Origin of the sequence: Halorubrum miltondacostae, from assembly GCF_041379815.1 — an archaeon.
In the GTDB taxonomy this organism is placed as follows: Archaea; Halobacteriota; Halobacteria; order Halobacteriales; family Haloferacaceae; genus Halorubrum; species Halorubrum miltondacostae.
In genome coordinates this window covers 901,795-914,691 of sequence record NZ_JBEDNY010000001.1, presented here as the reverse complement: position 1 = coordinate 914,691, position 12,897 = coordinate 901,795, and the positions used below count along the sequence as shown (strand labels likewise).

17 protein-coding genes are annotated in these 12,897 nt (G+C 71.1%); 9 read left to right on the top strand and 8 right to left on the bottom strand.

Annotated elements, in window-relative coordinates; translation table 11 throughout:
• The first annotated feature begins 134 nt into the window (after positions 1-134).
• On the top strand, positions 135-476 hold the full coding sequence (locus ABNG04_RS05085) for a hypothetical protein (RefSeq protein ID WP_371160587.1): 342 nt from the start codon (positions 135-137) through the stop codon (positions 474-476).
• Complete coding sequence (locus tag ABNG04_RS05080; RefSeq protein ID WP_371160585.1) at positions 473-646, top strand: hypothetical protein; 174 nt, start codon at positions 473-475, stop codon at positions 644-646. The genes ABNG04_RS05085 and ABNG04_RS05080 overlap by 4 nt, the downstream gene beginning before the upstream one ends.
• Position 647: 1 nt before the next feature.
• Here the strand turns inward: ABNG04_RS05080 and ABNG04_RS05075 are convergent, their stop codons facing one another.
• A complete protein-coding gene (locus ABNG04_RS05075) occupies positions 648-1,868 on the bottom strand; it encodes a tyrosine-type recombinase/integrase (RefSeq protein WP_371160583.1) in 1,221 nt (406 codons plus the stop codon).
• 233 nt (positions 1,869-2,101) lie between these two features.
• On the opposite strand from ABNG04_RS05075, the gene ABNG04_RS05070 reads away from it, so the two are divergent.
• Both ABNG04_RS05070 and ABNG04_RS05065 read left to right on the top strand, forming a co-directional pair.
• The gene (locus tag ABNG04_RS05070; RefSeq protein ID WP_371160581.1) at positions 2,102-3,544 is read left to right on the top strand and encodes a carotenoid oxygenase family protein; all 1,443 of its coding nucleotides are present in this window, start codon (positions 2,102-2,104) and stop codon (positions 3,542-3,544) included.
• Between the two features lie 100 nt (positions 3,545-3,644).
• Entirely contained in the window at positions 3,645-3,848 is a 204-nt protein-coding gene (locus ABNG04_RS05065; RefSeq protein ID WP_371160579.1) for a hypothetical protein, read from the top strand.
• Positions 3,849-3,885: 37 nt separating this feature from the next.
• On the opposite strand, the gene ABNG04_RS05060 is transcribed toward ABNG04_RS05065, so the two are convergent.
• On the bottom strand, positions 3,886-4,308 hold the full coding sequence (locus ABNG04_RS05060; protein WP_371160577.1) for a universal stress protein: 423 nt from the start codon (positions 4,306-4,308) through the stop codon (positions 3,886-3,888).
• 72 nt (positions 4,309-4,380) lie between these two features.
• Positions 4,381-4,893, bottom strand: coding sequence for a CinA family protein (locus ABNG04_RS05055; protein ID WP_371160575.1), 513 nt, complete (start codon positions 4,891-4,893; stop codon positions 4,381-4,383).
• Between the two features lie 59 nt (positions 4,894-4,952).
• Between ABNG04_RS05055 and ABNG04_RS05050 the strand changes: the two genes are divergently transcribed.
• The 4 genes from ABNG04_RS05050 to ABNG04_RS05035 all read left to right on the top strand — a co-directional run bounded on the left by ABNG04_RS05050 (position 4,953) and on the right by ABNG04_RS05035 (position 7,776).
• Entirely contained in the window at positions 4,953-5,591 is a 639-nt protein-coding gene (locus ABNG04_RS05050; protein WP_371160573.1) for a class I SAM-dependent methyltransferase, read from the top strand.
• Entirely contained in the window at positions 5,588-6,145 is a 558-nt protein-coding gene (locus ABNG04_RS05045) for a transcriptional regulator FilR1 domain-containing protein (RefSeq protein WP_371160571.1), read from the top strand. The genes ABNG04_RS05050 and ABNG04_RS05045 overlap by 4 nt, the downstream gene beginning before the upstream one ends.
• A gap of 89 nt (positions 6,146-6,234) precedes the next feature.
• On the top strand, positions 6,235-6,522 hold the full coding sequence (locus tag ABNG04_RS05040) for a hypothetical protein (RefSeq protein ID WP_371160569.1): 288 nt from the start codon (positions 6,235-6,237) through the stop codon (positions 6,520-6,522).
• Between the two features lie 72 nt (positions 6,523-6,594).
• Positions 6,595-7,776, top strand: coding sequence for a PAS domain-containing response regulator (locus ABNG04_RS05035; protein ID WP_371160568.1), 1,182 nt, complete (start codon positions 6,595-6,597; stop codon positions 7,774-7,776).
• 65 nt (positions 7,777-7,841) lie between these two features.
• Here the strand turns inward: ABNG04_RS05035 and ABNG04_RS05030 are convergent, their stop codons facing one another.
• The 5 genes from ABNG04_RS05030 to ABNG04_RS05010 form a co-directional block, all read right to left on the bottom strand.
• Positions 7,842-8,483 carry a thymidine kinase gene (locus ABNG04_RS05030; protein ID WP_371160566.1) on the bottom strand — a complete coding sequence of 214 codons (642 nt, stop codon included), beginning with the start codon at positions 8,481-8,483 and terminating at the stop codon, positions 7,842-7,844.
• Positions 8,484-8,565: 82 nt separating this feature from the next.
• Positions 8,566-9,021, bottom strand: coding sequence for a hypothetical protein (locus ABNG04_RS05025; protein ID WP_371160564.1), 456 nt, complete (start codon positions 9,019-9,021; stop codon positions 8,566-8,568).
• Between the two features lie 97 nt (positions 9,022-9,118).
• The gene (locus ABNG04_RS05020; protein WP_371160562.1) at positions 9,119-10,183 is read right to left on the bottom strand and encodes an amidohydrolase family protein; all 1,065 of its coding nucleotides are present in this window, start codon (positions 10,181-10,183) and stop codon (positions 9,119-9,121) included.
• A 76-nt stretch (positions 10,184-10,259) separates the two neighbouring features.
• The gene (locus ABNG04_RS05015; protein ID WP_371160560.1) at positions 10,260-11,039 is read right to left on the bottom strand and encodes a class I SAM-dependent methyltransferase; all 780 of its coding nucleotides are present in this window, start codon (positions 11,037-11,039) and stop codon (positions 10,260-10,262) included.
• Between the two features lie 31 nt (positions 11,040-11,070).
• Positions 11,071-12,333, bottom strand: coding sequence for an HD domain-containing protein (locus ABNG04_RS05010; protein WP_371160558.1), 1,263 nt, complete (start codon positions 12,331-12,333; stop codon positions 11,071-11,073).
• A gap of 149 nt (positions 12,334-12,482) precedes the next feature.
• Between ABNG04_RS05010 and ABNG04_RS05005 the strand changes: the two genes are divergently transcribed.
• Positions 12,483-12,884: a universal stress protein gene (locus ABNG04_RS05005; protein ID WP_371160556.1), complete on the top strand. Its 402-nt coding sequence runs from the start codon at positions 12,483-12,485 to the stop codon at positions 12,882-12,884.
• Positions 12,885-12,897: the final 13 nt, after the last annotated feature.

Here is a 12,897-nt window from a genome sequence, read left to right as displayed (position 1 = left end):
ACACGTCAGGAGTTGCTCCCGTGATGTTACCAGCGGGGTGAGTCGATGAGCTGGTCGTTCCAATTTGCGACCCGAGGGGTGACTCCCGAACTCGTGATCGTACTTGGCGTCATCATCATAATTGAGGTGATGGTGTGAGCATCGAGCCTGTCGAGTGCGTCACCCCGCACTGTGCTGGGCGTATGCGCGACCGGACGAGCGGTGAGCTCGTTTCGGCGGCGGTGGCCTACGAGCGGGGCGTCACTGTGACGATCCCAGCCGTTGCGCCTGTGCCGCCGCACGACGAGGCCGTCTTCGACGAGCTGACCGACACGGTCGTCTTCCGTCGCGACCAGGCGCTCGTGACGGTGTACGGCCTCTCCCCGGCACACCTGTCCAACATCCACGGCATCGCCGTCGCGGCCGCCGTCGACGAGCAGTGTGGCACGGAGTACTGCGCGCAGATCGACCCGCGGAATCTGGAGGCAGCCCGATGAGCACGACAACCGCTGACAACGCCGACGAACTGTCCCCGGACGATGCGCCGATCGAGGCGATCCGCGAGCTTCAGCCCGAGCTCGAGCGCCTCGCCGAGACGGACCTCCCGATTGCACCGCACGCGCAGAACGCACTCGACCGGCTCGAGGAGGTCGAGACCGATGCCTGAGTCACTCGTCGTCGGCCATCAAGTGCTTGACCGGCGCCGTGATCCGCCGGTTGACCGTCCAGAGGTCCTCAGCGACCTGCGGGTCATCAGTCTCGACACCGGACTCGAACATCGCTTCGTCGACCTCTTCGACACGCTCAGCCGCCTCGGGCGAGAGAGCTTGGTGACACCAGACGCACCAGTCGTTGTCGCGGGGTGTCTCCCGGTCACACCGCGGGCACGTGAGGGGCACGTGGTCATCGGCGTCGGGGTCTTCCTCGACGTCGAGCCCGTGCATCGACGCGTAGGCCCGTTCGTTCGACTCCTCGCCGAACCGGGCCATGTACCGCTGGGTGGCCTCGGAGCCACGCTTCCGTCCCTGTCGGTCCTCGATGCGCGACTGGCTCATGCCTTGGAGGACGAGCCACCGCGTGTTCGACCGGCGGAAGTTGGTCGGCGTGACGTCCTTCGCGAGGTCGATCCGCTTCGCCGGCTCCTTGAAGTTGCTCAGGTAGCTGGTGTAGCTCTGTGCCTTCGGCTTGGAGAGGTGCGACCAGAGCGGCGCGTCGGGATCGTCGCCGGTGGGATGGTCGGTGAGCCACTTGTTGATGTACGGGACGGAGACGACCAGGTGGACGACGCGCTCGCCCTCCTTGCCGTCAACGTGAACGGCGAGGGCGTGTTCGCCGTCGACGACATCGCCGACGGTGAGCGACTGGAGCTCACCGCCACGGAGGCCGGCCTCGAACTGGAGCATGATACAGGCCGCGTCTCGAGCGTTCCGACAGGCGTCGACCATCGGCTTGACGTCTTCCTCGAAGAGGAGCAAGTCGCGCTCGCTCGGCGTCGGGTCGTAGGTGCTCGAGGTCCCGGTCGGGATCCAGGCGACGCTCTCGGGCGACTCGTCGAGGCGGCGGACGCGCTTCGCGAAGACGCGGATGGCGCTTCGGTAGTCCCGATTCGTCTCCTCGTTTTCGTACTCCCGGTTGATCCAGCGGACGACAGCCTCGGCGGCGTCGCGATCGTGAGCGGCCTCGGCGAGCTGCTCGGTCGCCTCAGCCATCCGCGTACAGTGCCGGAGGAGCTTGAGGTGCCGGTAGTTCGAGTACTCGCTCTTCATCAGGTCCATCTGGTCGGAGAAGGTGAGCAGCGCCTCCGCATCGTCGTCGGTGACATCGCGCTCGCGCTCACGAATCCGGTCGCGGAGGGCCTCAACCGCCTCGCGAGGATCTCGAGTGGACATACACGTTGGTGGACCAGAGGGATTGTAAACATAATTTCCACATCCCTGCCCTGGCTTAATGCTCTTCGTCCGGTTCTCTCGGTAGAGGCGGCTATCGTTCGCTATGCGGGGTTTACGCGATATCGACTCCTCACGGCGGTCGAACCGCGTTCTCTCGCGGCTCCGCTCGCGGCGCCGCGCCCGGCGGTCGCGACCACCGATGGGTCTAGACCCGCTCGGTCCCAATGCGTCGTGTGAACGACCACCGAGATTACCGCGCCGGACTCCGCACGCAACGCGAGGAGGTCGACGACGCGAGACTGCCCGTCAGCGGGGCGTTTCCGGACTGGCTGTCCGGCGACCTGATCGGCAACGGCCCGGGACAGTTCGAGGCCGGGGACACGGAGCTCCGCCACTGGTTCGACCCGTTCGCCATGCTCCGCCGCTTCCGGATCGACGACGGCGAGGTCAGGTACGCGAACCGGTTCGTCCGGAGCCGCGACTACGCGTACGCGCAAGAGAACGGCGGCGTTCGGACGCCATTCCCGGGGACGCCGCCCGACCGCTCGCTCCCGACGCGGCTCCGACAGGTCCTCGACGGGACGTTCCCGGACAACCCCGTCATCGGCGTCCAGCGGTTCGGCGACGAGTACGCGGCGATCACTGAGTCGCCGACCGCGCTGACCTTCAACCCCGACACGCTCGAGACGACCGGCCGGATCGATCTCACGGCGGGGTTGGACTGCGACCTGACTCTCGCGCACGTCCACTACGATCCCGACGCGGAGGCGTTCCTCAACCTGGGCGTCTCGTACGGTCGCGACACCGTGTACACGCTGTTCGAGCGCCCGAGAGACGGGGGTGAGCCGACCGCGCTGACCCGGCTTCAGTTCGACGAAGCGCCCTACATCCACTCGTTCGCCGTGACCGGCCGGCACGTCGTCGTCACCGTGAACGCGTACGGGTTAGACACCGCTCGCCTGCTCAAGGGCGCGGTGACGAAGGAGACGTTCCTCGACGCGTTCCGACCGCTCTCGGCGCCCCTCCGATTCGTCGTCCTCGATCGGTCGACCGGCGAGCACGTGGCGACCGCGTCGGCGCCGCCGGCGTTCGTCTACCACCACGCGAACGCGTTCGAGCGCGACGGCGAGATTCTCGTCGACCTCGTCGCGTTCGACGACGACCGCGCGGTCACCGGACTCGCGCTGTCGAACCTCCGAAGCGACGAACCGGATCTCCCGCGAGGCGACCTGTGTCGGTACACGGTTCCCCTGTCCGGCGGTGAGGCCGCTCGGACGACACTCCACCGCGGGCCGGTCGAGTTCCCGGTGATCAACTACCGCGCGGTCAACGGCGAGCCCCACCGGTACGTCTACCTCGCCGAAACCGACGGCAAGTCGAGCCTGCCGACGGACGTCACGAAGGTGGACGTGGAGACCGGCACCGTTCGGCGCTGGCGCGAGTCGGGGACGCACCCGGGGGAGCCGCTGTTCGTCCCCGCCCCCGACGCGGCCGGCGAGGACGACGGAGTCCTGCTCTCAGTTGTGTTGGACCCCGAGGCGGACCGCTCGCGGTTGGTCTGTCTCGACGCCGCGACCCTCGATGAGCGCGGCCGAGCCGAGCTCCCGCACCGCCTCCCCTTCGGCTTCCACGGGCAGTTCTACGGGCCGTCAACTCCGGGACGCAGCATGGCGTGACGCAGCCCGTCCCGCTGATCGACACGCGACTCCGGCCGAAGAAGCGACGACGGCTCCCCGCGCGGCCATCGCTTAAGTGCGCCCGACGCGCACGTCGGGTATGGACTCGTCGGACCGAGCGCTGCTCGGCGCGGCCGGGATCGTGGGGGCGCTCGTGGTGGCCGTCGCGTTCGCCGGCGGGGCGCTCTTCGGCTTCGAAGAGTCGGCCGCGCGGCCGCTGCGACTCCTCGCGGTGGAGCCGCTCACGTGGATCGTGATCGCGGCGCTGCTCGTCGCCGTCGTCGGGAACGCCTACATCGAGTAGCGACGCGGGACCCCGCGCCGCCGAACTGGCACCCGACTCACCGCACGACCGTCACCGGCACCGGCGAGCGCCGGAACACCGCCTTCTCCACGTCGCCGACGAGCAGCCGGTCTGCGAGCGACCCGCTGTGGGTGCCCAACACGACGACGTCGGACTCCGCGGCGCGGTCGAGGATCCCCCGCGCGGGCTTGCCCACCTCCACGACCGTGTCGACAGTCGCGTCGGACTCCGCGGCGATCTCGCGGGCCCGGTCGAAGACGGGCTCGGCGGCCTCAAGGATCCCGTCCGCGCCGGTCTCCGACAAGGCGATCCCTGCGGCCGCACCCATTATCGGTGACGCGCCGACGACGACGACGTGTATCACGCTCACCTCGGCACCCGGGTGAGCGTCGAGGGCGTACCGAAGCGCGCGCTCCGAGAGGTCCGAACCGTCCACCGCCAGGAGCACGCGCGAAATCACACCAGTGAGACGCGCCGCGAGCCGATAAACGCAGGTAGTGACCTGCGGCCGAAGAACCGGGTGAACAACCGCTCAGGCGTCGACGTCATCGATCGCTTCGACGAGCGCGTCGAGCGCGCGCTCGACTGCGCCACGTTTCACCGCGTCGCGGTCGCCGTCGAGGACGACCCGCTCGGTGCGGACGAACGACTCGCCGGTGCCCCACGGCGCGGCGTGCGCGACGCCGACGTAGACGAGCCCGACCGGCTTCTCGTCGGTTCCGCCGGACGGCCCCGCGATACCCGTGGTCGCGACCGCCCAGTCGGCGTCCGCTCGGTCGCGCGCACCGGCCGCCATCTCGCGGACCACGGGCTCGCTCACGGCCCCGTGCGCGTCGAGCGACTCGCGGGAGACGCCGAGCAGCTCCCGCTTGGCGTCGTAGGTGTACGTCACGAACCCGCGGTCGAAGTAGGCGCTCGCGCCGGGCACGTCGGTCACCCGCGACCCGACCAGCCCGCCCGTGAGCGACTCCGCGGTCGCGAGCGTCTCGTCTCGGTCGGCGAGGAGCGCGTTCAGGCGTTCGGCCGGGGGCGTCGTGTCCTCCATACCGCCGCTCCGGGCGAGACGCCCCTGAGGTTTACGCCCCGTCCCGTCGAAGGGCGACCGTGACCGACTCCGACTGGGACGAGCGGTTCGCGTCGGGCGAGTACCCGCGCGCCCCCGAGCCGTCCCCCGTGCTCCGCGCATACGAGCCGTCGCTGCCCGACGGGCGCGCGCTCGACGCCGCCGCGGGGACCGGCCGCAACGCCGTCTACCTCGCCGACCGCGGCTACGACGTGGACGCGCTCGACGCGTCGGCGGAGGGGCTCCGCATCGTCCGCGAGCGCGCCGCCGAACGCGGGACCGCCGACCGGGTCGAGGCGATCCGCGGCGACGTGTCGACGTACGGCTTCCCGGCGGAGACGTACGCGGTGATCACGATGAGCTACTTCCACGCGCTCGACCGGTTCGCCGACCTGATCGCCGCGCTCGAACCGGGCGGCTACCTCTACGTCGAGGGGCACCTGCGGTCGGCGGAGCCGTCGCCGTGGGGCCCGAGCGACGACAGCTACCGCTTCGCGGCGAACGAACTGCTCTACGCGGGGCTGGGGCTGAGCGTGCGCTACTGCGACGAGACGACGACCGAGCGACCGGGCGACCGCCGGCGCGCCGCGGCGCGGCTGCTCGCGCAGAAGTCGACGGGCGTGCGGCAGTCGTACCCCCCGCGCCCAGACGCCACTGATCAATGGGCGGGAGACGCGTGAGCGACGACGCTTCCGCGTCGCCCGCGACGGTCCTCCGGACGCTGGTGGCGCGCGCGGTCGACGCCGACCCGGCGAGCCTCGCCGACCGGGTCGAGGTCGTCGAGCGCAGTGGCGAACCGGAAGTCGACGACGGAGGCGAACGCGACTCCCGCACGCCGGTGGCGCGCCTCGCCCGACTGATCGCCGAGGCCGACGGCGTCGTGGCCGTCGTCCCGCGGTTCGACGCCGTCCTCGCCCGTCGGCTGAACGACGCATTGGCGGCGGTCCCGCGGGCGGTCCGCGTCGTGTTCACCGACGCCGCAGCCGACCGCCTCGCCGGCGCGACGGGGGCGATCGTCCGGCGCGCGCTGACCGAACGCGGCGTCGACGCGTACCGGCACGACGGGGAGTCGCCGGTGGCGGTGGTCCTCGCCGACGACCGCGCCGCAGTCGGGCTGATCGACGGGAGCGGCGTCGCGGCGCTGTTGACGACAGACGACCCGGCGGTCAGGGAGTGGGCGGCCGCCACCTGTCGACGCTACCTCGACGCCGCCGAACCGGTGACTGAGGGGTGACCGAGGCGGAACCCGGGTCGACGACGAGCAACCCGACTCGGCGACGGAGGGCCCGGACCGCTTTTGAGGGTTCGCGTCGAACGGCGCGTATGAAAGCGCTACTGCTGTTGGTGGCCGGGATCGGCGGACTGCTCGAGGCCGTCGCGCCGCGGCGCGCCGTCGCGCTCTGGACGCGCGCGTTCTACCGGAACGCCGGCGACGCGGAACCGCGCGACTGGGTGTACGCGGCCGCGAAGGTCGAGGGGACCCTGGTTGCGGCCGGCGCGCTCGTCGGCCTGTACCGGCTCGCGACGGCGGACGGAGCGGCTGAGGGCGACGACGAAACGGACGCGGCCGAGGGCGACGTGGACGCGGAGTTCGACGCCGACGCGGCGTGAGGCGATAGACGGTCCGAAGCGTCGGGTGCGGTGACCCGAACGTATATCAACGAGGTCGCGGTACGAGTTGACATGTCGGGGCCTCCCGAAGCGCCCAGATCGGCGGATTCGTCGACGGTTCGGGTCCTCCACGTCGACGACGATCCCGCGTTCCTCGACCTGACGGAGACCTACTTAGAGCGGATCGACGAGTCGTTCGAGGTCAGGTCAGAGACGGACGTCGACGACGCGCTCGACGCGCTGACGACGGGGCGGATAGACTGCGTCGTCTCCGACTACGACATGCCCGAGACGAACGGGCTGGCGTTCCTCCAGCTGGTCCGCGACCGCGGCATCGAGATCCCGTTCGTACTGTTCACCGGGAAGGGGAGCGAGGAGATCGCGAGCGAGGCGATCTCGGCGGGCGCGACCGACTACCTCCAGAAGCAGCGCGGCAACGACCAGTACGAGGTGCTCGCCAACCGCGTGCGAAACGCCGTCGACCAACACCGGTCGCGGGTCGGGCTCGCCGCTAGCGAGGAGCGGCTCTCGCGGTTCATCGACCAGTCGCCGCTGGGGACGATCGAGTACGACGACGCGTTCCGGATCGTCCGGGTGAACCCCGCCGCGGAGGAGATCCTCGACTTCGACGAGTCGGAGCTGCTCGGCGGGACGTGGCTCCCGTTCGTCCCCGAGCCCGAGCACCGACACGTGGCGGCGCTCGAACGCGACCTGCTCTCGAACAAGGGCGGGTTCCAGAGCGTCAATGAGAACGTCCGCAGCGACGGGACGCGGATCCGGTGCGCGTGGCACAACCAGGTCGTGACCGACGCCGACGGGGACGTGATCGGCGTCTTCTCGCAGTTCGAGGACGTGACCGAGGAGGTCGCGCGCAAGCGCCAGATCGAGCGGTCGAACGCCGTGCTGTCGACCGCGCTCGACGCGCTCCCCGTGGGGATGCTCGTCGAGGACGCCGACCGGCGGGTGCTCCGGGTGAACGAGCGACTCTACGAGCTGTTCGACATCGGCGGCGACCCGTCGGCCGCGACCGGGCGCGACTGTGAGCGACTCGCCGCCGAACTGAGCGAGCGGTTTGACGACCCCGAGGGGTTCGTCGCGCGGATCGAGGGGATCGTCGACGAGCCACGCCCGGTCGACGACGAGCGGCTGGCGCTCGCGGACGGGAGCGCGCTGATTCGGACGTACCGGCCGATCGACCTACCGGACGGAGAGGGCCACTTGTGGGCCTACCGGCGGACGCCGCAGGTAGAGTGAGCCGTCGGACACGCTAGTCGGGCGGACCGCCGAGCGCGCTCGGGCGCCTCACTGCCGGCTGGCGCTCAGTCGTTCGCGGGGTCCGCTTCGGCGCCGTCGAATGGTCGCTCCTCCTCCGGTCGGTTACCGGTCAACAGGACGTGACAGTCACGGCACCGAGCCTCGTACGACTCCTCGGCGCCGACGAGGATCGTCGGGTCGTCTGTGTGCGCGGGCTCGCCCTCGATGAGCCGCTGGTTCCGCGAGGCCGGCTCGCCGCAGACCGAGCAGATGGCTTGGAGCTTGTCGACGTACTCGGCGGTCGCCATGAGCCGCGGGAGGGGGTCGAACGGCTCGCCGCGAAACGTCTGGTCGGTGCCCGAGACGATCACCCGGCTGCCGCGGTCCGCGAGGGTGTTACACACCTCGACGAGCGCCTCGGAGAAGAAGTTCGCCTCGTCGATCGCGACGACCTCGGCGGGGTCGTCGTCGAGGATGTCGAGCGGGCCGTCCCCCTCGTTGTCGACGACGGTGGCATCCCACTGCCGCCCCGTGTGGCTCCCGATCGTCGTCTCGCCGTAGCGGTCGTCGACCGCCGGCTTGTACACCGCGACCGACTGCCCGGCGATCTCGGAGCGGCGGAGCCGGCGGAGTAGCTCCTCCGTCTTGCCCGAGAACATCGACCCTGAGATGACCTCGATCCAGCCGGATCGAGTGATGGCGTGCATACCCGATCGGGCCGGAGCCAGCGACTAAACCGTTTCTCTCCGCGCGGACGGGCGGGGGCGGCGCGCCAGTTTCATCGCGGGGTCAGATCCCGGTCGCGACCGCCACGACGACAGCGGCGACGGCGACGTACGCGGCCGCGGAGACGGCCCAGTCACGGCGTATCGGACCGAGCCGCTGGCGGGGGAGGCCGGGGGCGCGCGGCAGCGGGACGAGCGCGAAGAAGCCGACCATCAGCGCGAGCTGGACGGCCCCCGCCGCGACGACCGTGACGGCCGTGCCGACTCCGAGGGTCCGGCCGGTCGCGGCGACGAGGCCGACGAACAGCAGCCCCGAGCCCGCGCCGGCGACGTAGTGGACCCACGTCGCCAGCCGCTCCGGCGCGTCGTCGACGGGGGTATCAGTGAGCACGCCCGCCGCGACCTTCGGCGCGGTCGCTCCCTCGGGGAGCCGCGCCATCACTACGTCCATCGCGAGCGTCGCGACGAGTCCGACGACCGGCCCCAAGGCGAGGCCGGCGAGCAGCGAGAGCGTCGTCATGGATCCGCCCACGGACGGCAGCGGCTTCACTCCGTCGGCGGGCGACCCTCGCGAGCGGATCGGGGGACTCGCGGGCGTCGGCCGCGCCGAACGCGGCTCAGTCGTCGCGCGGAACGACGGGCTCGCCGCCGATCACGACCCGCGAGACGTCGGCCTGGCCGGCGCGCCTGACGACCGCGCGGACGAGGTCTCGCGCGCCGGCGAGGTTGTCGGAGTCGCCGTCGAGGACGAGCAGGTCCGCGTCGGCCCCGGGCTCGATCACGCCGCCGTTCACCCCGGCGATCGCGGCGCCGTTGACCGTCGCCATCCGCAGGATCTCTCTGGCCGGGAGGTCGGCGAGCTTCGCCGCGAACTCCATCTCGCGGAACATCGACGGTGAGTCGGTCATCACGTTGTCGGTCCCGAGCGCGACCGTCGTCCGCTCGGCCAGCTCGCTGATCGGCGGGACGCCGACGTTCGTCACGAGGTTCGACCGCGGGCAGACGACGACCGGCGTGCCGCGGTCGGCGAGCCGCTCCAAGTGGATCCGCCCGGCGTGGACCATGTGGACGAGGAAGTCGGGTTCGAGGTCCATCGCGGCGTTGACGTCGTCGGCGTCGCGCTCGCCGGCGTGGATCCCGAACAGCTTGCCGGCGTCGCGGGTCTCCGTCCGGACCGCGTCGAAGTCGGCGTCGCGGGCGCCGGAGGCGCCGTACCCGTCCGCGACGGAGAGCACGTCGGGGTCGTCGCGACCGAGGACGACCGCGTCGATCGCGCGCTCGTCGAAGTCGACGCCCTCGCCCGCGAGCGCGTCGCGGAGCGCGGTGACGCCGTCGACGCCGCCCTCGCGGAACTCGAGGAACGTCCCCGTGCCGGTCGACTCCATGTACCGTAGCGTGTGGGCCATCGCGGCCACCAACGCCTCCCGGTCGGCCGCACGGAGGAGCCGGTGTTTCAGCCCGTCCGGCGGCGCGACAAGCTCGTCGAGCGAGAGCCCCGCGCCCGCCTCCTTGGCAATCGAGTCGCCGACGTGAGTGTGCGCGTTGACGAACGCCGGGAGGATCACGTCGTCGCTGCCGACCGACGCCTCCTCGACCTCGACGATCTCGCCGTCCGCGACGACGACCCGGCCCTCGACCGGCTCGAAGTCGGGACCGACGAGGACCGTTCCTTCGAGGTACATACCGGAGGTTCGTCGCGCCGCGGGTAAAACGTCGGGGGAGAGCCTCACCGAGGGGCGGAGTCGCCGAAACGCGCCGTCACTCCGCGTCGAGCCGCGCCCAGAACCCGAGGGTGTCGGGGAGGAGCGCCCGGGAGTCGGCGGTCGCCGCGGCGTCGCCCTCGCTCGTCGTCTCGCCGCCCGCCGGCTCCGGCTCGACGATGCGCTCGACATCGAACCCCGCGTCCGTGAGGGCACGGTGGAGCTTGGAGACGGACCGGTCGAAGGCGACGAGGTCCGCGTCGTACGACTCGTCGATCTCGATCTCTCGCCGTGGCGGCGCGTGGTACCCCTCCCGGACGCTACCGGTCTCCGGGTCGATCAGCTCCCGGAACGGGTGCATCACCGACAGGTAAAACACGCCGCCCGGCCGGAGGACGCGACGCGCCTCGCGCACCGCGGCGTCGAGGTCCGCGACCAGCTGGAACGCGGCCTCGGAGAACGCCGCGTCGAACGCGTCGTCGGCGAGCGGGACCCGGGTCACGTCGCCCTGGAGGAACCGGGCGTTGACGCCGTAGTAGTCGCGGAGCCGCCGCGCGTGGTCGAGTTGTTCCTCCGCGATGTCGACGCCGACCACGCAGTCGGCACCCGCCAGCGCGGTGCCGACGCTCCCCTGACCGCCGCCGCAGCCGAGTTCGACGACGTCAGCACCCGCCACCGGCGGCGGGAATTCGGCGCCGACCGCCGCGTGGCTGTCAGGGTCGAACGGCGTCGGCACGGGCGGCACCCCGGACTCGTCTGTGTCGGCGTTCCACAGCGCCTGGAAGGCGTCGCTCCAATCGTTCCAGAGGCGACGGTTCTCGCGGTGATCGTCGGTCACGGCGACGGATCGGACGGGAGCGACATAAGCGTCACTCGAACTCGTCGAGCGTCGTCGGCATCGCCCCCCGCACCTCGGTGACGAGCCCATCCGGGTCGATCCCGAGCACGGCCGCGGCCGCGCGACCGACCCGGTCCGTCGCCGAATCGGGGGCGTACACCCCGAGCCGCCACTGGTTCCGCTGCGCGGTCCGGAGCGCGGACACCAGCGGCGACTGGCGTTCGAGCCGTCGGATGTCGCCGTTGACCGTGACACGCGCGGTCGACTCGCGCATCTCCGGCTCGGGCGGCACGTCGAGGATCACGTGGTCGCGGGCGACGCCGGCTTCCTCGGCGATCTCGCGTTCGAGCGCGGCCTCGGCCTGGTGGTCGGCCGCGTGGACGCGCTCGGGGACGTCGTCGTACTCCGCCCACACCGCCAGCTTGTAGAGGTCCCGCTCGTCGTAGCGCCGCGAGAGCTCCGCGGTCGCCCGGCAGTCGCGGATCGCGGCGAGAAAGCCGTGGTCGTCCATCCGGCGCAGCTCGGCGGCCGTGGTCGCGGTCGCGTCGAGCAGCTCGCTCGCGGCGCGGCGCAGCATCGCCTTCGAGATGCGCGCGACGTGGTGGGTGTAGACGACCGGATTCATCAGCGCGCGGGCGAGCAGGAGGCTCTCCGCGGTCTGGACGTTCCCCTCGTCCAAGACGAGCTCGGGGTCGTCGCGGCTCGCGGCATCGGTCTCGGCCTCGCCGCCGCGCTCGACGAACGTCAGCTCGCGGACGAACCGCTCCGTGTCGATGGTGCCGTACGGGACGCCCGTGTGGTAAGCGTCGCGCACGAGGTAATCCATGCGGTCGACGTCGAGCTCCCCGGAGACGAGCCCCGCGTACCGGCCCTCGCCCGCGACGATCCCGGCGATCCGGCCTGGGTCGAGGTCGTGGTCGCGCAGCACCTCGCCGACCGCGCCGGTCGCGAGCATCTCGTCGACGTCGTCGTGGTACTTGCCGGTCCGGCGGTGGGTGAGCGACTCAAGGTTGTGGCTGAACGGGCCGTGTCCCACGTCGTGGAGCATCGCCGCCGCCTCGATCCGGTCGGCCCGCTTCCCGCCGATGCCGAGGTGGTCGAGCGCGCGGCTCGCGAGGTGGTAGACGCCGAGGCTGTGCTCGAACCGCGTGTGGTTCGCGGATGGGTAGACGAGCTGGACCGTCCCGAGCTGTTTGACGTGGCGGAGCCGCTGGACGGCGGGCGTGTCGACGAGGTCCGCGGCGACACCGCCGATCTCGATGTGGTCGTGGACGGTGTCCTTGACCGTGATCATACGTCCGTCTTCGGCGGCACGAAATAAAAGGCTGGGAGTGTCGGGCGAGGGTCGGCGCGCGCTCGGCGGGGCGGCGTCGGTCGAGCGCCCGTCGACGCCGCGCGGAAATCTCGGTGCGATTTATAACCCGCCTCGCCGAACGCCGAGACATGTACCACGTGTTGCTCGGCGTCGCGCTCGAGGACGAGCCGCGGGCGATCGCACAGGCGAAGGCGGTGGCCGACCTGCCGGCGGCTCCGGACGAAGTGACCGCGCACCTCTGCCACGTCTTCCAAGACAACCCGGAGGGCGCATCGGTCCACCAGCTCGGGACGGTTCGACGCGCCCGGGAGGTGCTTGAGGCGGCCGGCGTGAGTTGCGCGCACCACGAGGCCAGCGGCGACCCCGGCGAGGAGCTCGTCGCGGCCGCCGACGCCATCGACGCCGACCTCATCTGCGTCTCTGGCCGGAAGCGGAGTCCGGCGGGGAAGGCCGTCTTCGGCAGCACCACGCAGACGGTCGTGCTGAACGCCGACCGGCCCGTCCTGACCGTGCCGGTCGCCGACGAATGAGCCGGAGAGAGTG

Excerpts from the sequence above, each read along its gene's own strand:
- ABNG04_RS05080 (WP_371160585.1), top strand. The coding sequence starts at position 473 with ATGAGCACGACAACCGCTGACAACGCCGACGAACTGTCCCCGGACGAT.
- ABNG04_RS05075 (WP_371160583.1), bottom strand. The coding sequence starts at position 1,868 with ATGTCCACTCGAGATCCTCGCGAGGCGGTTGAGGCCCTCCGCGACCGG.
- ABNG04_RS05065 (WP_371160579.1), top strand. The coding sequence starts at position 3,645 with ATGGACTCGTCGGACCGAGCGCTGCTCGGCGCGGCCGGGATCGTGGGG.
- ABNG04_RS05055 (WP_371160575.1), bottom strand. The coding sequence starts at position 4,893 with ATGGAGGACACGACGCCCCCGGCCGAACGCCTGAACGCGCTCCTCGCC.
- ABNG04_RS05040 (WP_371160569.1), top strand. The coding sequence starts at position 6,235 with ATGAAAGCGCTACTGCTGTTGGTGGCCGGGATCGGCGGACTGCTCGAG.
- ABNG04_RS05035 (WP_371160568.1), top strand. The coding sequence starts at position 6,595 with ATGTCGGGGCCTCCCGAAGCGCCCAGATCGGCGGATTCGTCGACGGTT.
- ABNG04_RS05030 (WP_371160566.1), bottom strand. The coding sequence starts at position 8,483 with ATGCACGCCATCACTCGATCCGGCTGGATCGAGGTCATCTCAGGGTCG.
- ABNG04_RS05025 (WP_371160564.1), bottom strand. The coding sequence starts at position 9,021 with ATGACGACGCTCTCGCTGCTCGCCGGCCTCGCCTTGGGGCCGGTCGTC.
- ABNG04_RS05020 (WP_371160562.1), bottom strand. The coding sequence starts at position 10,183 with ATGTACCTCGAAGGAACGGTCCTCGTCGGTCCCGACTTCGAGCCGGTC.
- ABNG04_RS05010 (WP_371160558.1), bottom strand. The coding sequence starts at position 12,333 with ATGATCACGGTCAAGGACACCGTCCACGACCACATCGAGATCGGCGGT.
- ABNG04_RS05005 (WP_371160556.1), top strand. The coding sequence starts at position 12,483 with ATGTACCACGTGTTGCTCGGCGTCGCGCTCGAGGACGAGCCGCGGGCG.